At 46.9% G+C, this 18989-nt stretch carries 16 protein-coding genes; 10 read left to right on the top strand and 6 right to left on the bottom strand.

Annotated elements, in window-relative coordinates; genetic code table 11:
* Positions 1-14 precede the first annotated feature (14 nt).
* Positions 15-2000, top strand: coding sequence for a peptidase U32 family protein (locus ACOIT5_RS14135; protein WP_423126803.1), 1986 nt, complete (start codon positions 15-17; stop codon positions 1998-2000).
* A 120-nt stretch (positions 2001-2120) separates the two neighbouring features.
* Entirely contained in the window at positions 2121-3047 is a 927-nt protein-coding gene (locus tag ACOIT5_RS14130) for a DUF6807 family protein (protein WP_423126802.1), read from the top strand.
* 144 nt (positions 3048-3191) lie between these two features.
* On the opposite strand, the gene ACOIT5_RS14125 is transcribed toward ACOIT5_RS14130, so the two are convergent.
* Positions 3192-4244 carry a Gfo/Idh/MocA family oxidoreductase gene (locus tag ACOIT5_RS14125; protein WP_423126801.1) on the bottom strand — a complete coding sequence of 351 codons (1053 nt, stop codon included), beginning with the start codon at positions 4242-4244 and terminating at the stop codon, positions 3192-3194.
* Between the two features lie 153 nt (positions 4245-4397).
* Here ACOIT5_RS14125 and ACOIT5_RS14120 point away from each other — a divergent pair, with 153 nt between their 5' ends.
* The 3 genes from ACOIT5_RS14120 to ACOIT5_RS14110 all read left to right on the top strand — a co-directional run bounded on the left by ACOIT5_RS14120 (position 4398) and on the right by ACOIT5_RS14110 (position 7345).
* On the top strand, positions 4398-5117 hold the full coding sequence (locus tag ACOIT5_RS14120) for an AAA family ATPase (protein WP_423126800.1): 720 nt from the start codon (positions 4398-4400) through the stop codon (positions 5115-5117).
* A 324-nt stretch (positions 5118-5441) separates the two neighbouring features.
* Complete coding sequence (locus ACOIT5_RS14115) at positions 5442-6770, top strand: SO_0444 family Cu/Zn efflux transporter (RefSeq protein WP_423126799.1); 1329 nt, start codon at positions 5442-5444, stop codon at positions 6768-6770.
* Positions 6761-7345 carry a methyltransferase family protein gene (locus ACOIT5_RS14110; RefSeq protein WP_423126798.1) on the top strand — a complete coding sequence of 195 codons (585 nt, stop codon included), beginning with the start codon at positions 6761-6763 and terminating at the stop codon, positions 7343-7345. The genes ACOIT5_RS14115 and ACOIT5_RS14110 overlap by 10 nt, the downstream gene beginning before the upstream one ends.
* A gap of 34 nt (positions 7346-7379) precedes the next feature.
* Here ACOIT5_RS14110 and ACOIT5_RS14105 read toward each other — a convergent pair whose 3' ends face one another.
* Positions 7380-8528 carry a hypothetical protein gene (locus ACOIT5_RS14105; protein ID WP_423126797.1) on the bottom strand — a complete coding sequence of 383 codons (1149 nt, stop codon included), beginning with the start codon at positions 8526-8528 and terminating at the stop codon, positions 7380-7382.
* A 176-nt stretch (positions 8529-8704) separates the two neighbouring features.
* Here ACOIT5_RS14105 and ACOIT5_RS14100 point away from each other — a divergent pair, with 176 nt between their 5' ends.
* The 3 genes from ACOIT5_RS14100 to ACOIT5_RS14090 all read left to right on the top strand — a co-directional run bounded on the left by ACOIT5_RS14100 (position 8705) and on the right by ACOIT5_RS14090 (position 12069).
* On the top strand, positions 8705-9553 hold the full coding sequence (locus ACOIT5_RS14100) for a sugar phosphate isomerase/epimerase family protein (RefSeq protein WP_423126796.1): 849 nt from the start codon (positions 8705-8707) through the stop codon (positions 9551-9553).
* Between the two features lie 19 nt (positions 9554-9572).
* Complete coding sequence (locus ACOIT5_RS14095) at positions 9573-10925, top strand: Gfo/Idh/MocA family protein (RefSeq protein WP_423126795.1); 1353 nt, start codon at positions 9573-9575, stop codon at positions 10923-10925.
* Positions 10926-11505: 580 nt separating this feature from the next.
* Positions 11506-12069, top strand: a complete 564-nt coding sequence (locus tag ACOIT5_RS14090; RefSeq protein ID WP_423126794.1) for an OsmC family protein — start codon at positions 11506-11508, stop codon at positions 12067-12069.
* A gap of 138 nt (positions 12070-12207) precedes the next feature.
* Here the strand turns inward: ACOIT5_RS14090 and ACOIT5_RS14085 are convergent, their stop codons facing one another.
* Entirely contained in the window at positions 12208-13044 is an 837-nt protein-coding gene (locus ACOIT5_RS14085; protein WP_423126793.1) for a hypothetical protein, read from the bottom strand.
* Positions 13045-13185: 141 nt separating this feature from the next.
* The gene (locus tag ACOIT5_RS14080; RefSeq protein ID WP_423126792.1) at positions 13186-13896 is read right to left on the bottom strand and encodes a hypothetical protein; all 711 of its coding nucleotides are present in this window, start codon (positions 13894-13896) and stop codon (positions 13186-13188) included.
* A 353-nt stretch (positions 13897-14249) separates the two neighbouring features.
* Between ACOIT5_RS14080 and ACOIT5_RS14075 the strand changes: the two genes are divergently transcribed.
* The gene (locus ACOIT5_RS14075; protein ID WP_423126791.1) at positions 14250-14696 is read left to right on the top strand and encodes a hypothetical protein; all 447 of its coding nucleotides are present in this window, start codon (positions 14250-14252) and stop codon (positions 14694-14696) included.
* 52 nt (positions 14697-14748) lie between these two features.
* Here the strand turns inward: ACOIT5_RS14075 and ACOIT5_RS14070 are convergent, their stop codons facing one another.
* A complete protein-coding gene (locus ACOIT5_RS14070; RefSeq protein WP_423126790.1) occupies positions 14749-17298 on the bottom strand; it encodes an alpha-ketoacid dehydrogenase subunit alpha/beta in 2550 nt (849 codons plus the stop codon).
* A 91-nt stretch (positions 17299-17389) separates the two neighbouring features.
* Positions 17390-18403 carry a LacI family DNA-binding transcriptional regulator gene (locus ACOIT5_RS14065; RefSeq protein WP_423126789.1) on the bottom strand — a complete coding sequence of 338 codons (1014 nt, stop codon included), beginning with the start codon at positions 18401-18403 and terminating at the stop codon, positions 17390-17392.
* Between the two features lie 191 nt (positions 18404-18594).
* Here ACOIT5_RS14065 and ACOIT5_RS14060 point away from each other — a divergent pair, with 191 nt between their 5' ends.
* Positions 18595-18987 (top strand): L-rhamnose mutarotase, encoded by a 393-nt coding sequence (locus ACOIT5_RS14060; RefSeq protein WP_423126788.1) that lies wholly within the window; start codon positions 18595-18597, stop codon positions 18985-18987.
* The last annotated feature ends 2 nt before the right edge of the window (positions 18988-18989 follow it).

Genomic DNA, 18989 nt, shown 5'->3' with positions numbered 1-18989 from the left:
AATTTTCACTGAAAATGGGACAGAAAAAACCGGAATTACTCCTCCCCGCAGGTCATGTTGATTCATTCAGGGCGGCTATCCGCGGAGGGGCCAACGCAATTTACATGGGCTTGAAACAGTTTAATGCCCGGGCGCGCGCCAATAATTTCAGTGAAAACCAGTTGCCGGCCATCCTGCAGGAAGCCCGAAAAGATCAGGTAAAAATTTACATCACGCTGAACACAGTCATTAAGAACCGGGAGATTGAAAAGCTGCTGGATGTTCTGGCCTACCTCGAAAAAGTTGGTGTGGACGCCATCATTGTACAGGACTGGGGCGTTTGCTGGCTGGTGCGCCACTATTTTCCTAAACTGGCCATTCACGCCAGCACGCAAATGGGGAACCACAATAGCTTCGGCGTGCAACATGCTTCTGCCATGGGGATCTCCAGGGTGGTGCTTGCCCGCGAACTCACCCTGAATGAGCTGGAGGCCATTGCCGCCCGTCCGGCCTGCGAACTCGAGGTTTTCATTCACGGCGCCTTGTGCTACTCGTTTTCCGGTCAGTGCTTTTTCAGCAGTTATATCGGCGGACGGGGCGCCAACCGCGGGTTATGCAGCCAACCCTGCCGGATGGTTTACAGGGATGGTTCGCAACAAAAATACCTGTTCAACCTGAAAGACAACCAGCAATTGGCTAACCTGCAAAAAATGACCGGGATGGGAATCCATTCGTTCAAAGTGGAAGGGCGTATGAAATCGGCCGACTACGTGTTCCAGGTGGCGGGGGCCTACCGGCTGGCGCTTGACCAGCCGGAGCAAACAGCAGTGGCGGAAGACATGCTCCGGCTGGACTTTGGACGGGCAAAAACCGGTTACTTTGCCGGAAAGGATATCAAAAATGCCCTGGCCGACAATGCAAATAACGGTATTTTGGTTGGTCAGATTATTCGTGTCGATAAAGATGAAGTAAGCTTCCTGTCGTCATCCGATTTACGAAACGGCGACCGCATCCGCATCCGGGATGTCCGGTCGGACGAAACGTTTAGCCTGAAATTAGATGAAATATGGGAAGAACACGGACGTTACTCGTTCATTTTCCAAGGAAAAGAAAAGCTGAAAGCCGGAGATGAAGTGTATTGGATTGGCCGCCGCGAGCAATCATTCCCCTCGCGCCTGCCCAATGTTCCGGCGCCAAAGGTGTTTGTGCCCGTGCACGAAAAGAAAGCCATCCTGCAAAAACTTCATACCGGGAACCGTCCCGGCAGGCCGAGGCTTTTTGTTCGCATCGGGCATCCCGACTGGCTAAACCAAATCCGCATGGATGACGTTGACGGCCTCATTCTTTCCTTCACCAAACGCCAGTTCGACGCATTTAACTTCGATTTGCCGGTCATTCAGCAAAACCTGGCAAAAATACATCCGGAGCTTCCGAAATTTATTGCCGAAACACAACTACCAGCCTGGCAAAAACTGATACTGACTGCCGAGGAAAAGGGGATTCATCATTTTCTCATCAGTCACCTGTCTCAAAAGCTACTGGCTGGTAAAAGCTGCCAGTTGAGTTGTAACGAACAGGTTTACGTATATAACGATGCCGCGGCGAAACTTCTTCAGCAACAGAAAATCCGGAACTTTTGCTATCCCGTCGAAAATGATCTGGACAATCTGAAATCAATGCAAAACAAACAAGGGATCGTCATTCTACACACACTGCCCGAGTTGTTTTACTCGCGTATGCCGGTCAGTTTAAGTAACGAAGATTCGCTGTTTAAAGATGCCTGGAATAAAACATACCGGAAGCTCAACCGTGACGGGATTACGCTGGTGATCCCCGATCGGCCGGTAAACCTGTTTCAATACAAAAATCAATTACTGAAAGAGGGTTTCAACAGTTTTATGATCGACCTGAAACACGAAAACCGCGGGAAGAACAGCTTTAAACGCCTGCTGGCAAAATTCCGTTCGGGCGAGGCAATTCAACCGTCAACGACATTCAATTTCAAACAGGGACTCCAGTAAAACGACTTCTTTTCTCGCCCGAAAATTTTCGGAAATCGTCAAAATCAACATTCATTTTTATACCTTAGCCATCCAAAGACGTATTTTTATACGGATTAATCAAACGTTGAAAACCTAAACATGAAAAAATCACTCGCCATATTGTGCCTGGTTTTATTACTGCCTGCAGGCGGAATTCTCGCACAAATCAACATGAAAAAAGAAAACGGAGGCTTTCTGATCATCGAAGGCGGCAAAAAAATCGCCTTTTACCAGAAAGAAGCTATCCGCTCCGGACAGGAAGACCTGCGAAATAATTTCTGGCACCCGGTGTACCTTCCCGATGGCACTGAAATCACCGAAAACGCCCCGGCCGACCATCCGCACCACCGCGGTCTGTTTTGGGCATGGCATCAAATCCTGATCGACGGCAAACCGGCGGGCGATCCCTGGGAGCTGAAAGATTACCAGGTTGATGTAAAGGATGTTGAATTCAAACGGACCGGGAATGGTACCGGCGATTTTATTACCACCGCGTTCTGGCGGTCGTCAGCCTTCGAAAATGGCGAAATACCATACCTGAAAGAAAAAGCGCATCATACGTTTTATCTGCAATCGGGAAATTACAGGCTGATTAAAATTGACCTCGAATTAACGGCTTTAACCGACAAGCTGAAGCTGGGCGGCTCAAACGATGAAAAAGGATACGGCGGGTTTTCTGCAAGGATCAGGTTGCCTGAGAATGTCCGGTTTAGCGGCGAAAACGGAAATGTTGAGCCGCAAAATACCGCCGTGGAGGCTGGTCAATACATCAACATAACCGGCGGCATGGCCAAAAACGGAAGCCAGGGCGGCGTTCTCATTTATGCTGACCAAAAAAATCAGTCATCCCCGCAACGCTGGATCCTCCGAAATAAAGCCAGCATGCAGAATGCCGTTTTCCCGGGGGCCACACCGGTTGATTTACAAAAAGATGTCCCTCTAAAACTTAGCTATACCCTGGTTTTATACACGGGAAAAATCAAAGAAAAACGGATTTTGAAGGAAATCGAAAAGATTTACGAGTAATCGTCTCTGCCTGCCAACTGCTCCGGGCTCCAAAACCGTTCGCCCGCATGAGCCGTTAAACAACCTCTTTTCCACCATGCCCCGTTCTCCGGGCTCCATGCTCCCTGCTCCCCGCTTCTTTCTCCATGCTCCTTACCCCATGCCCTACACCTTCAACATCACCGTTCGCTTTTCCCGATGGCTCTGCAAACAGGCTTCAAGCACCAGCTGGCAATCACGGCTTTCTTCCGGCTTCACAAGCAACTCGGCGCCATTTACCAGAGCCTGATACAGGTTATTGTAAAAAACCGGGTAATTCCCGGGAATTGTTTCCACTTTTTCCCTGAAATGAAGCCCTTTGTGTTCGGTATCCATTTCTCCCCAATCGGCAAAAGACTCGGTTCCCCAACCGGCTTCGTTCGGTAAACGACCGGCCTTCAGCGCTTCTTCCTGCGGGTCAATTCCCCATTTACGGAAGGTTCCCAAATCGCCGTACAGGCTATACCGGGGGCCGGGAACCCGCGCCAGGTAAGAACATTTCAGAATAGCAGCAAAACCGTCATACTGAAGACGAATGTCATAATAATCGTTCACAACACCTCCTTCACGCACAATGGCCAGGTGAGCGGTAACGGTCTGAGGCATGCCAAACAACACCAGGGCCTGATCAACCATATGAGAACCCAGGTTATACAAAACACCTCCCCGATCATCGCCGGTTTCTTTCCATGTTCCGGGCTGAATAAAATTACGGTACCGGTCAAAGTGCGACTCAAACTCGACCAGACGCCCCAATTGTCTTTCTTCGATCACTTTTTTCACCGTCAGAAAATCGCCGTCCCACCGACGGTTCTGGAAGACCGTCAGCAAAAGGTCTTTCGATTTGGCCAGATCAATCAGTTCATTGGCTTCTTCCACGGTGCGGGTAAAAGGCTTTTCCACCACAACATGTTTACCTGCTTCGAGGGCTTGTTTACACATGCGGTAATGAAACTCATCCGGCGTATTTACCACCACCAGTTCAATTTCAGGATCGTCGAGAATTTCATCATAGTCCCGTACGATGACGGCCTCGGGGTAAAGCGGCGCCGACAAATTCCTGGAACGTTCCAGAATTTTACAAATTCTGAAATTAGGATTTACCTTCAGAATGGGCCCGTGAAAAACCATGCCTGACATCCCGAATGAGGACAACGCGGTATTGATCAACTTATTCATCGCTAATTTTTTCCTGCTAAGATAAAAATTATATGTTTTCCAAGCTTGTTTTAAAACATCAATAGAATCAGGTATTATAGAACATTTTTTTACACTTGGTTGGGTCATGAGTTGTAGATTTGTTTAAACAGATCACACCAAAAAATTTACACTATGGAAAACTTAATGAGCAATTATATTGAAGGTATTCTGAACAGTCCGCTAAAGAATAAAATTCCCGGACCGGTGATCATGATCTCCCGCGAATGTGGTTGTTCGGCAAAACGAATCGCGACAAAACTGTCAAAAATACTGACCGGATACAGTTTTCATTCCGAGACAAAAACAGATGTCCCGTGGAAATGGGTCAGCAAAGAAATTATTGAGGCAGCAGCAATCGAACTGCAAATGGACCCCTTAAAAATTAAAAATGTTTTTCTTTCGGAGACAAAACTCAACATTGAGGAAGTAAGCTCGGCTTTTTCAACCGAGAAAGTTTACGATTCGGAAGATCAAAAAGTAATCGACACCGTCCGTAAAGTTATTTTGCGCCTGTCGGAAGAAGGAAACATGATTATTGTTGGCCGGGCAGCCGGCGTGATTGCCAAAGACATCTCGCGTAAACTCAGCATTAAGTTGCAGGCTCCCCTGGAATGGCGGATTAACCGGATCATGCAAATCAGCAATTTATCACATGCCGATGCCCAGGAATATGTGCTTCAGATCGATCGTCAGCGGGAACTATTCCGGGAACACGTAGCCGGACGAAAACTCAATGACAACGACTTCGACATCATTTTCAATTATTCGACCCTGCAGGATGACCACATTGTAGATGCCATTATGAATGTGATTAAAAACAAACACTTTTTTACCGAAGACGAAGAAAATTAAGACAATGAGGATGTAAACCATCTGGACTGAAATCGGATTCTGCGAACGTTGTGCGATCCGGCGTCCTCAGCGTTAAAAAGCACGTAAGTGCCAAAGTAAACTGCGACTTGCCACCGTTGTCCATTCTCCATTCTCCCGTCTCCGTTAATTGGTCATTGGAGCATGGAACTTGGGGCATGGGGCTTGCTACTCGCAGCAGAACCTCGACTGAATACTGCTACTGAATTTTGCGACTTCTCCCGTCTTCCCATTTTTAGTTTATTTTTCCGGTTAAAAGCTAAACAATTCTAATTTTGTGCCGGTTAATAATGAAAAGAGATGACGATGAAGGGTTTTGTAGCGGATTATTTTTCGGAACTGATTTACCTGTTAAACGAAATGGCTCCCTGGCTGATTCTGGGACTTATTTTCGCGGGCCTGCTGAAAGTATATTTTCCACAGGACAAGGTGCAACGTTACCTGGGTAAATCCACAACCCGGTCGGCTGTGAATGCCTCGTTGCTGGGGATTCCCATGCCGCTCTGCTCCTGCGGGGTTATCCCAACCGGTATTTCTTTTTTCAGGAATGGCGCATCCAAAGGGGCAACCAACTCGTTTCTGATATCGACCCCCCAAACCGGAGTTGATTCCATTCTGGCTACTTATGCCATGCTGGGATGGCCCTTTGCCATCCTGCGGCCAATTATTGCGTTTATAACCGGCATCGGCGGCGGTATCCTGACCAATCTGTTCATCAAAGAAAAACCGGCGCCGGCAAGTCCCTTTTCCAATCTGCGAATCGATACGGCCGCTCTTGGCAAAAAAGCGGCTGATCCATCCTGCAACGATACCTCCTGCGAATGCCACGATGAGAAAAAACCCAAAGGCAACCCGCTGGTACAGGCCACCCATTACGCCTTTATCGAGCTTCTTCAGGACATTGCCAAATGGCTGATCATCGGCTTCCTGATCGCCGCCCTGATTTCGGTGCTTTTGCCCGACAATTTTTTCAGTTCATTTCAGGGGCTGGGTTTCCTGGAGATCCTGATTGTCCTGATTGCTTCCGTACCCATCTATATTTGTGCAACCGGCTCAATCCCCATTGCTGCCGTATTGCTGATGAAAGGGGTATCGCCCGGCGCGGCGCTTGTTTTTTTAATGGCCGGCCCGGCAACCAATGTCGCCACGATGGCGGTTATCGGTCATATCATGGGCCGTAAGTCCCTGTTCGTTTACCTGGCGACCATCATTGGCGGGGCCACTTTATTCGGGATGTTAATCAACTGGCTTATTCCTGGAGAACTGTTCATGGAACAAATCGTGCATATTCACGGCGACGGCGAACACGAAATGTTACCCCAATGGCTGCAAATTTCATCGTCAGTTTTGCTGGTCGGTTCACTCATTTTTGGTTACTTTTATGAACGCTACGAAAAAACAAAGAAAACACCGCTTATGGATTTCAAAACAATAAAGGTTGAAGGAATGACCTGCTCTCACTGCGAAGCCAGCGTGAACCGAAACCTGTTAAAACTGGATGGCATTGATGAAGTTTTTGCAGACAAAAACACCTCTGAAGTTAAAATTGCGGGAGAAAACATTGATCTGAAAAAAATAGAACAGGTTATTGCCGAAATTGGGTACCAATACAAAGGAGAAACCGAATGTCGCTGATCCAGTCCGCATTGATTGTCAGTTGCTGTTTACCGGCTGTGGCTACTTTTTTACTGGGCTACCAGCTGCTGCGTAACGGGCAGGGCATTTTCGGACGGCCGACCATTGCTCCCTTGCTGTTCTATCCGGTCAAACTCATCATCGTTGTCGTTATGACTTCATTGCCTGCAGCCGCCTTTTTTCCTGATTTTTTCTTGTACTTTCCCTGGCTTATTCAGACCGAAATACCTGATGTTCAAAAATTAATGGCCGTTATTTTCCTGACGGGAGGCAACCTGCTGCTGATCCCGGCTTATTATAGCATGAGCATCTTTACGCGTGTTGGCCTGCCTGTTTCACCGCACGCCCTTCAAACAAAAGGTGTTTTCCGCATCAGCCGGAACCCCATGTATGCCAGCTTTATCTTTTTCCAAGCGGCCTGCTTCCTGCTTATTCCCAGCCTTTTATTGCTGGCGCTAATGACCTGCAACCAGTTGGTTCATCATGTCATCATTCTGAAAGAAGAAAAATTTCTGGAAGATCAGTTTCACGAAGAATACTTATTGTACAAAAAAGATACGGCCCGGTATTTATAAAACGAAAACGGATCGCCGCGTCGTTTGTTCCGGTTTACTTCCGTGCAATGGTCACCAGCTCCATTGCATAGTCGGTACGCTCCCACCCGCTTACTTTGAACAATGCGGTAAACTCATGCTTGTAAAGCTGGTTGCGGGCATAAAAACCGGCCAGTGAATCCGGGTTGGTCAAATATTCCACGACACGGATGACGCCGATATCGTTGTCAGAAATAAACAGGGCCATATCCGTTCCGTTAGGGCCCCTCATTTTCGAAACAATCGTATAATCAACCATCTGCGGCTCACCCTGCGAGTTGTATAATTTCACCTCTTCCGACACCGGGTCAGTTATTTTCAGCCTGCTCCCGGAAATCTCGATGTTCGGAAAAGCATTGCTGAAAACATTCCGTAAAAATCCCATCGTTTTAAACTGCCCGATATAAATGATATTCTCCGAATTCACTTTCGACTTGTCCCACTCGGAGTTCAGCATCAGGTTAAAAGACCTATGGTTCCGCGACAAAAGTTCGCTGATCATTTTCGTGCAATACGGCCCCATTTTGGTAATATAAGGATAACGGTTCGGGATCATACCCACAGCCTGGTCGGGATGTTGCTGAATATGACGGGCAAACTCCTGTTCCGAGTTGATGGAAAAGTCGCGGATGATCCCCGAACCACCGGTTGGCAGGGAAGACGAGATGGTAAAATGGTCGCCGATCAACACCGTCAACGGATAATTTTCTGCCACAAAGCCGTCCCAAAATCCGCCGTTTTGTTTCTGCCCGGCCGTTTTGATTAAAATAACCGACAGGATAAGCATCAGCAGGATGACCAAAACAAAAACCGTCCTTCGTTTCGTAAAAACTGATTTTCTCGTTTCGCGGCCCGAGAACGAAACCTGGTACTGCCCTTTTTCAATTTCAAAGATGATCTCATCACCTTTGCCGTCGGTTGCATAGTACACTTCCAGTTTTTTCCGTAGGTTGTGCACGTAAACACGCACCTTGGTGTCGTTGCGGACCGGATCGTACGCTTTACCGAAGATTTCACTGCCAATCGTAGTTTCTTTCAGCTTAATTCCTTCCAGCGTGGAATTTACCAACAGGTTAAGCAAAGATACATTTACCCCTGAACGCGAAAAGGGTCGGCTTTCCACAATCTTTCGCAATTGGTCCAATATGAGTTGTTCGTCAGGCATCCTGTTATTCAGCAATGACCAAATATAATCAAAAACCGGTTGTTTTATACTCGGAAACAAGATTTTAGCCGTTCCCGTAAAAACTATTTTAACGGTTAAAAGAACGTGATTTATCACTGCCGGTAAGCCGGTTCTGCCGAAACAGGATTAACTTTCATCTTAAAATGGATAAACGTATGAAAAAACTAATCATCTCAGGTCTCATCCTGTTATCGTTTACCCGGGTTGACCCTTTGCCGGCCGGGGGAAACTTTTTTCAGGGCATCGGCGTGTGCACAAAGTTCAGTCAGGCCGCCATCCTCGAAATATCAGGCTATGATTACATTGAAGAAAGTGTCGGAAGTTTTTTAATGCCGCTTAAAACAGAGGAAGATTTCAACACGGTCCTGGAGCAGGCCAAACAAGCGCCCCTCCCGGTATTGGTCTGTAACGGCTTTATCCCCGGAAGCTTAAAAAGTGTCGGCCCGGAAGCGGCCCATCCCGAAATACTCGATTACATGGAAACTGCATTTCGCCGTGCACAAAAAGCCGGTGTTGAATACATTGTTTTTGGCAGCGGCGGATCACGCGCCATTCCCGACGGTTTTTCACGCGACGAAGCCCGCCGGCAATTTATCCGTCTCTGTACGGCCATGTCGCCGATTGCCGACAAATACGATGTCATCGTTGTGTTGGAGCCACTCAACAAAAAAGAATGCAATTTCATCAACTCGCTTACCGAGGGCGGCGAAATCGTAAAAGAAGTCAACCACCCAAATTTCAGGCTTTTAGCCGATATTTATCACATGTTGATGGACGATGAAGGCCCGGAAAGCATTTTAAAGTACGGACCACTGATCAGGCACGTTCACCTCGCCGAAAAGGAAGAGCGTGCTGCGCCCGGCACCCGCGGCGAAGATTTCAGTCCTTATTTTGAAGCGCTGAAAAAGGTGAATTATCAGGGAAAATTATCGGTTGAATGCCGGTGGACGGACCTGGAATCGCAGGCACCAACGGCTATCAAAGAAATCAGAAACCAATTATAAACGTTTAACACCTGAATTTATGGATTATTCAAGACGATCGTTTGTTAAAAAATCTGTCCTGGGCGCTGCCGGAATCACCATTGGCGGCATGGGCATGTCTGCCAAAAGTTACGGAAACATCCTGGGCGCCAACGACCGGGTCAGGGTGGGCATACTCGGATTTTCGAACCGGTTCAAAGACTCGCTGGGAAAAGCATTCCTGAAATACGCCGAAGAAATGAATTTTGAATTTTTCACCGTGTGTGATATTTGGAACCGCCGTCGCGACGAAGGGCAAGCCTGGCATAAGGAAGCCACCGGCCGGACAATCGGCGCCGCCAGAAACACCGACGAATTGTGGGAGCAAAAGCCCGATGCCGTTATTGTCAGTACGGCCGATTTTCAGCATACCCTTCACCTGGCGGAAGCCGTAAGAGCGGGCGCCGATGTGTATTGCGAAAAACCTTTCGCCGAAACCATGGACGATGCAAACGAGGGATTGAAAGCGGCTAAAGAAACGGGCAAGGTTATCCAGATTGGTTCGCAACGACGCTCGGGGCCCAACTATCATGCGGCATACGACTACATCCGGTCGGGCAAATTCGGCAACATCATTGCCGTGGAGATGACCTGGAATGTCAACCAACCGGGCCGTTGGCGTTTACCCGAACTTACTTCGCAGATCAGGGAGTCGGACACCGACTGGAAACGTTACCTGATGAACCGCCCGTATGAGCCGTGGGATCCCCGGAAATACCTGGAATATCGCCTGTTCTGGCCCTATTCGTCCGGAATACCCGGGCAATGGATGGCCCATCAGATTGACACCGTACACTGGTTCTCTCAACTGGAATATCCGCGCTCGGCAGTTGCCAACGGCGGTATTTATCAGTGGAAAGACGGACGGAGCAATTTCGACACCATGACTGCCGTATTCGACTATGGTCCAAACGATAAACCAGATGAAGGCTTCCAGGTGATTTACTCGTCGCGACAGACCAACTCCGCGGGCGGGATCAAGGAATGGTATTTCTCCAACGGCGGAAAACTCGACCTGGACACCAACAAGGTGAACAGCGACGGCGGTTTAACCGAACGAAATGCCTCGGCCATGGGGAAACAGGCTTTTTTGCTTGACGAATTTGATCTGCCCCAGATTAAAGTGGAGGCAGGCGCCGCCACCGGCTCCGACCCGCTGACCAACGCGCATATGAAAAACTGGATGGACTGTGTGCGCAAAGGCGACGTAAAAACCAATGCCCCGGTAGAAGCCGGTTACAGCCATTCCATTGCCAACATCATGGTCACAGCATCTCTGCGTACCGGCATGAGGGCCACCTTCGATGTAAAAACAAAACAGGTGATGGCCGGCGGAAAAGTATTCAAATACTGACTTTTCGTTTGCAGCAGACCACATGCCATTGTGCTTAATAAAAAACGCGTTACAGAACGGAGGTCACTTACAACCTCCGTTTTTTTCAGAAAAGAACCTATCGCGTAAATGGTATTCTTTCCCTCCAAAATCTCCGTCCTTTGAATAGCCCACGAGCAGTTTCATTGCAAATACACTTTATAATCAGATTATTTGACAGCTGTCAAACGGATGTATGACGGTTGTCAAATAGTTGTACAACAATTGTCAAATAATCGTTTAACGTATGTCAAACAGTTAACTTCTATTTTTAGAAGAGACTATATCCAAGGTATCTTTTCACCCGGGCTTTGCTTTTTGCTTAATTGTATCGTTAATTCCAGGCTTTTCGGATGACAACAAAAAAGCACGCGACGAATCCTGGGAACGGATTATCGGGATTATGAAGGAGATCTGACCGGTGAACATTCCCCGCCCCAAAATGTTTCACTTTTGAAATGCATTAAATCTTCCCGGCAACAGCGCCATACGCTGTAAGCACGTACTGTCGCCTCATGGCTTTCTCTTTCATTTATTTTCTTAACATCCAAATTTCAAACTTATGGAAACGGAAGTAATCCATCAATTAAACGGAGTCAACGTGGATCAACTCCTGCAGACCATTGATTTGGTCAAAACTGATCCGGATATTGCCAAATTCAACTTCAGGGCCAAAACCAAATGGATCAACGGCGGGCACTGCCAGACAGAGATCAAGGAATTTTATGGCGCCAAATCGGAAGACAATTCAAGAGACAAGGCGTTCGTCCTGGAAGGCGGTGAACCACCGGTCCTGCTTGGACAAAACCACGGTCCGAATGCCGTGGAGGCAGTTCTGCACGCCATCGCATCCTGTTTAAGTGTCGGTTTTATATACAATGCAGCAGCCCGTGGCATCCATGTGCGCTCGTTGGAATTTACAACTGAAGGCCACCTGGATTTACATGCCTTTCTCGGCCTCTCTGATACGACAAGACCCGGGTACGAGGGCATCACCGTTCGTTACAAGGTGGATGCAGACACATCGAGGGAAAACCTGACTGAGCTTTGCAACTATGTACAGCGGACCTCGCCGGTGCTGGATATCATCCGAAATCCGGTACCTGTAAAAGTTGAAATGGAATGATTCTCTATCTGTATTTGAAAAGAAGGCGGACGGCATTGCATGGAAAGCGGCAAAGATTCTGCTTGACCCGCAATAGCCGACTTCCTTCCGATTTCAAAAGCATTACCAAAGTTTGCAACAAACTCCGGTAGCCCCGTTTTACTCTTTATTCCTAAATCCCCTAAACGTCAATGATACTTCATTAATAATTTGTCCCGGGTATTTTCCCTGATAAATATCCGTTAAATCCTGAGTAAACTGAAAATATTTTCCTTCACCGTCCTCTTCCGAAACCAAATTATAACTGAATGCCAGATCATTGTACATGAATGATAAATCTGTTAAGTCTGAAGTATTGGTTGATGTAAATGTCCCGTTAGAAATTTGCCCTGATGATTCCTTTAGTTGATAAGTGCCACCTGTTAATGTATTACCCGCAAGTGTTAGTGGCTTCATGCTAAGGTTATATTTTGTGCCCAATTCATTCGCAATTTCAGTTTTCAGGATATCATCATCTACATCTATGGTATAGATAGGGGTTCCCAATGAGATAATTGTATAATCGGTCGTTGGAACGTCGATATAAAAACCAGCAAGATAATAGTCGAAATCATCTACCTTAAAGTTCACAAATACAGATATCCCAAAGACACCAGACTTGTTGGTAGAAAAAAGGTACTGGTGATTTCCTTTATCCTCGAAATTAAACGGATCTATTCCTGTCTGAAGATTATCCCGGGCATAGTCCAACGAATAATCTAAAACTTCGGAAGCGTCCGATATATCAACATAAAATAAAAAAGCGCCCCCTAAAGGTATTGTCACTATATCTTTATCATTTAACAGTTCCCGATTTATTCCATCTAAAGAGTAATAAACCTGAACTTTACCGGTTTCCTCCGGTTCATCAGGATCATCCGATCCGGAATCTTTACCGCAACTGCATATCAACAACGGGAAAAGAATAATGTAAATAATTCGAAAATACTTTTTCATGGCTTTTTTTTAAATCTCACATAAAAGTAACTATATTTATCCGTACTGTTAACATTAAAAAGAATTAAAAATCTCTAAAAAAACAGAATATTGTCTTTTTGAAGGACAATATTCTGCTAAAAAATTAGAAGGATTTAAATACTATATCGGATAGTACCTCCATTGCATTTGATTCCGATATTCTGATTCGTAATCGAATGAACTGGGTATTGCAGGAATCCAAGTGGAAATATCATTGGCGCTTGTATAGGCGATACCCCAAATGTACGTGGTGAATTTATACCTGACATTTGTACTTATTGTATCTATATGATAGCCCCTTTGATCTGTATTATCCGGATTAACCCCCATAACATCTGTATTCAGAATCTCGGGATAAACCCCATACCCGCCGGTAGCAACGGTTGCAGTTATTGCTCTGCAAGTAATATAGTAGTTCCCGGCTGAGAATTTGAAATTAGCGGCTTGAGTTGCACTAATGCTTACAGACACTCCAGTGTATAGTGTTGAATACGCAGTGTACCCTTTAACTAAAATATAATCATCATCGGTAGTTATTATTATTGATTTAGTTTGCAACTGAACAGAGGAACCAGTTGACGAAATTGACATATTCTCAAAACCGGGGATTAGCTTGTCAATAGGGATTGGTGAGTCAGAGGTACAGGTATCAAGCATCGCAATGATGCTTTTCATTTCATCCGATATGTAAGGTTCTGCATCTACTCCGCTAACTAAGCCGACGTAGGTGGATGCTTGTTCGTCTGGTAATGCCTGTTCGCTGTTTTCGGAGCAGGAATACATTACTACAACTGCAAAAAGTGCAGCTAAAATTGAAGTTGTCTTTTTCATGGTCTTTTTTTAATTAGTTGAAAAAAATAAACACGATCTAATGCGTTATGGCATTAAAATAAGTTAAGCATACTAAATCGTTTGAATTTTCCTATTGCCAGTTCTTCATATTTGAAAGTACCTGTTTTAGTTTTATCGCAGATTCATATGTTAATTCGAGTAATGGACTTATTGGTTACCCTCTTGTCTGTACTTTTTTATTATATGTCATCATTATGTCCATCCCGACAGGCCCTTCGTTACCGCTTCGCTCAAACGAAAGGTTTGTTGTTTTAGGCTTTCAACCCGTCCATGCCACCTCCGAAACGTTCCGCTATGCTTCTTCGTAAAGTTTCTAACAAATACTGGATGCAATGATCACCACTTATTTTTTACTGGCTCTTTTCGGTATTGCCATGGCTCACCTGGAGGGCGTAGTTGTGGTTTACCTGCGAAAGGCGATCGGAATGATTGATGCGGACAAAGACCATACGGATGCACTGGGAAAAATACCTCCGCGTTACCTTAGCATCGAAAAAACAAGGGAAGCGGCGACGATTGTGATGCTGGTAACCTTGGCCCTGCTGGTGGGAGGAACAGTACTTGACAAGCTCCTCGTTTTTCTGTGGACATTCGCCTTCTGGGACCTGTTTTATTATCTTTCGCTCTACCTGCTGATCAAATGGCCGCCAAAGCTGACCGCCATAGACGTGCTTTTCCTGATTCCCCGTCCCTGGATTGCGCCGGTGTGGGTCCCGATCGGAATTTCAGCCGTTACGATCATTCTTATCGCTTTTCTGTACCTGGCATCTTTCATCTGATACGGAAGATAAAACGGCAAAAAATTGCTATTCAGCCGTTTGAAGCAGTTACCTAAAACAATTCCGGAAACCGCTTTACATCTGTTTCGTGCATCATTTGGTAGATGGTTTCAAAGATCCGTTCCACGTTGGGTTTCGAGAAATACTCGCCGTCGATACCGTAAGCCGGACGGTGTTCCATGGCCGGAAGCGTCCGCGGAGCCGTATCGAGGTAGTTGAATGCCTGCTGTTCTTCCATCACTTTCTGCATCATATATGCCGTACCGCCACCCGGAACATCTTCATCCACGAAAATCACCTTATGGGTCTTTTTCGCCGACTCCAGAATCAGGTGGTTCACATCAAAAGGCATCAGGGTTTGCACATCAATCACTTCTACCGAGATGTTTTTCACCTCCTGCAACAGGTGAGCCGCTTTTACGGCATGATGGGCATTCCAGCCATAGGTGACCAGGGTGACATCGGTTCCTTCGTGCAGAATTTCGGGTACGCCAAGCGGCACCCGGAACTCGCCGGGGTTGGCCGGAAGTTTTTCCTTAACATTATACCCTTTCAGCGGTTCAATCACCAGGGCCGGGTCGTTGGCTTCGAGCAGGGTATTGTAAAAACCGGCGGCCTGGGTCATGTTACGGGGTACGCACAGGTAAACGCCGCGCATCGAGCCCAGGATCATTTGCATGGGTGAACCGGCATGCCAGATTCCCTGTAACTGGTGACCTCGCGTACGAATGATCAGCGGGGCCGCTTGCTTGCCCATCGTGCGGTATTGCAAGCTGGCCAGGTCGTCGCTCAGTGTCGATAAGGCGTAAATCAGGTAATCGAGGTACTGGATTTCGGCAATGGGCCGAAAACCTCTCAGCGCCAGTCCGATTCCCTGACCAATGATGGTTGTTTCGCGAATACCGGTATCCGAAACCCGCTCTATACCGTATTTTTCCTGCATTCCTTTCATGCCCTGGTTTACGTCGCCCAGTTTGCCGGTATCTTCGCCAAAGGTGATCAGGGTGGGGTGTTTGGCAAAAAGCAGGTCGAAATTTTTATTGAGAATATCGGAGCCGTTCAGTTCAACGGAATGTTCGTGGTATTTGGCCGGGACAGCTCTGACATTCAGGGCCGAATCGCGACCTTCGCGGTAAAGTTGCCCGTTGTAAAAACGTTTGGTCCGTTTCTGAAAACCTTCGGTCCACAACCGTAATTCTTCTTTTTCGGGTTGAAAATCCGGAAAACCGTGCAACTCAAATGCCACCCGTTTGGCCAGGCTAAACAAAGCCCGGCGCGTTGGAAATACTTTATGCCGGATACTTTCGAGCTCGCCGGTATGATCGAGCCGACCGTCTGAATGGGTTTTCAGGTGATACAGGATGCGCGACAGGCTTTCGGTTTCCTCGGTGAAACTGTCGGTATAATGGTTCCAGGCATTGTCGCGGGCCTTGCGGGCTGTTTTGGCTGCCTGTTTTTCAATCTTACCCAGCGTTTCCGAATCGGTTTCCCCCGTGCTGAGCAGCCATTTTCGAAAATGGTTCAGACAATCAAACTCATTTTCCCAGTCTAAACGTTCTTTCGTTTTATAACGTTCGTGCGAACCCGAGGTGGAATGGCCCAGCGGCTGGGTGACTTCCTGTATATGAAACAAAACCGGAACCTGTGTGTCGCGGCACCGGGCTACACCTTCGGCAAACGTTTTCAGCAAAGCCGGGTAATCCCATCCTTTACAGGTATAAATAGAAATGCCGTTCGTCGTCTTTTCTTTCCTGAATCCGGCTAAAGCCTCCGAAATACTGGCTTTCGTGGTTTGCAGTTCGCCCGGAACACTGATACCAAAACCATCGTCATAAACCGCTACCGCCAGCGGCACCTGCATCACGCCGGCCGCGTTGATGGTTTCAAAAAACATTCCTTCGGAAGTGCTGGCATCGCCAATCGATCCAAAAGCCACTTCGGTCCCGTTGATGTTATTTTTCAAGGAGGCCTTCATCTCCGGTTTTTGCCTGACGATTTTTGAAGCCTGCGCAAGTCCCAGCAAACGCGGCAATTGACCGGCTGTTGATGAAATATCGGATGCTGAGTTGTAACGCTCAGTCAAGTCCCTGATTTCACCGTTCTCGTCAATATTTTGGGTGCTGAAATGATTATTGAAATTTCGTCCGCCCGTAGAAGGATTGAAATTAAAGTCGGTATCGCCGTAAATCATGGCAAAAAACTCTTCGGCCTGCAGCAGCCCCAGGGCTAACATGAAGGTTTGATCGCGGTAATAGCCCGACCGCCAGTCGCCTTTGCGGAAAGTTTTGGCATACGCGATCTGGGCTAATTCTTTCCCGTCGCCGAAAATACCGAAGTGGGCCCTCCCGTTATGGACTTCACGACGTCCAAGTATACTTAACTGACGGCTCAAATGAGCCAGATAATAATCTTCTAATGCGCTAGGTATAAGTTTATCTGATGTTTCCAAAAGGTCCGTTTTTTCCTGATACATTGCTTTTATTTTGAATAGTTCGATCAACGCCTGCAATCTCAAATCAATTTTCTTCGACAGCCCAAGGCTGAAACCGGATGGTTCTCCCAATTCTTCAGCTACGTCAAAGTAAATTTTTATCGCTTCCAAAATAACATTTCAATCCTCGATTTGTTTGAGCAAATACGGAGGCGATATCAGCTCAGAACGCGGAACGACTGGAAGCCAGATCCAATCAATTTTAAATTTTCTTCGACGATTCCCGGATCACCAATTTTGTTTTCAGCACAACAGTCTTTGGATTCGCATTATTTTCAATTTTGTCGAAAAATAATTCCGCTGCTTTTCTACCCATTTTAAAGGTCGGGTGAGTAATCGACGTCAGTTGGGGATCAACCACGGTTGAATGAAACTCATCGGTGAAGCCAACCAAACCGATATCGCGGGGAATCTGAAGTCCGTGCTTTTTGATTTCTTTCATCACCGCAAAAGCAACCGTGTCGTTAATGCCAAACACCGCATCGGGCGGCTCAGGAAGGTCCAGCAAACGCTTCATGGCCTGCCTTGCCGAGTCGTGACTCAGGTTACATTGCTCAATTAAATCGGGCGCTTCGGGAAGTTTACAGTCTTTCAGCCCGGCCAGATAGCCCGACATGCGCTCCCTGGAGATGTAAAGATGTTCGGGCCCCGAGATGAAAGCAATCCGGCGGTACCCCTGCTCGTAAAAATGACGGGTAATTTTGCCGGCTGCATCGGGGTTATCGACTACCACAGCAGATGCCTGGTCCTGCAAACATACCCGGTCGAAAAATACCAGGGGAATATCCTGTTCCAACAGTTTTTCAAAATGGGTGATCTCTTTTGTTTCCTGGCTCAAACAGACGATGAATCCCTCAACCCGTGCTTTTAGCAGATTTTCAATGGATTCCTTTTCTTTCTGAAACGATTCGCTGGAACTGGCAATGAGGATGAAGTAATCTTTTTCTTTTGCAAAACTCTCGATCCCGGCAATGATTGAGGCGTAAAAATGAGTCACCAAATCGGGGACAATCACGCCAATCATGCGGGTTTTTTGTTTCAGCAAACCCATCGCCAGCGGGTTCGGACTGTAATGACGGGCAGCAGCCAACTGTTTCACCCTTTGACGCATTTCCGGGCTAATGTCGGGATGGTCCTTCAGCGCCCGCGACACGGTAGAGATAGAAACATTCAGTTCTCTGGCCAGATCTTTTAATGAAACATGTCTGTTGCCCATAACTTCTCAGTGTAAAGCAAATGTAGTTAAAACTTCGTTTTTGCATGAACTCAAAAGCCCACTCGTGGTGTTTTAAAACATTTTTTTAAGCCCGCAAAGCTTTGCACAAAGCTTTGCACACCTGTCCCCCTATAGGTTCGGTTGCATAATCCATTGATATGTAAGAGCTTTATCCTAAAATACATCAACCAATGAAATTTAAACGATACTGTAAAACCTTGTTACTGGAAAATGATCCGGATCTGATCGAAGCCTACCAGCAGGCTCATTCGCCCGGAAATACCTGGCCGGAGATCGCGCGGGGAATGAAGGAAGTGGGTATCCTGGATATGGAAATTTACATTCACGAAAATCGCCTGTTTATGATTATGGACACGGTAGCCGATTTTGATCATGAGCAGGCAATGGCCAAACTGGCGGGAAAACCGCGGCAGGCCGAATGGGAAGCTTTTGTATCACGTTTTCAGCAAACCGGCAAAGAGGCAACTGCCGGCGAAAAATGGCAGCTCATGGAACGAATTTACGAACTGGATCAGCAGACGGCTTTCACCGCGGGTGAAGGTCAGCAAAAAGAAATAAAATAATG

Source organism: Gaoshiqia hydrogeniformans, assembly GCF_049347105.1.
In the GTDB taxonomy this organism is placed as follows: domain Bacteria; phylum Bacteroidota; class Bacteroidia; order Bacteroidales; family Prolixibacteraceae; genus Gaoshiqia; species Gaoshiqia hydrogeniformans.
This window is presented reverse-complemented; position numbering and strand designations above follow the sequence as displayed.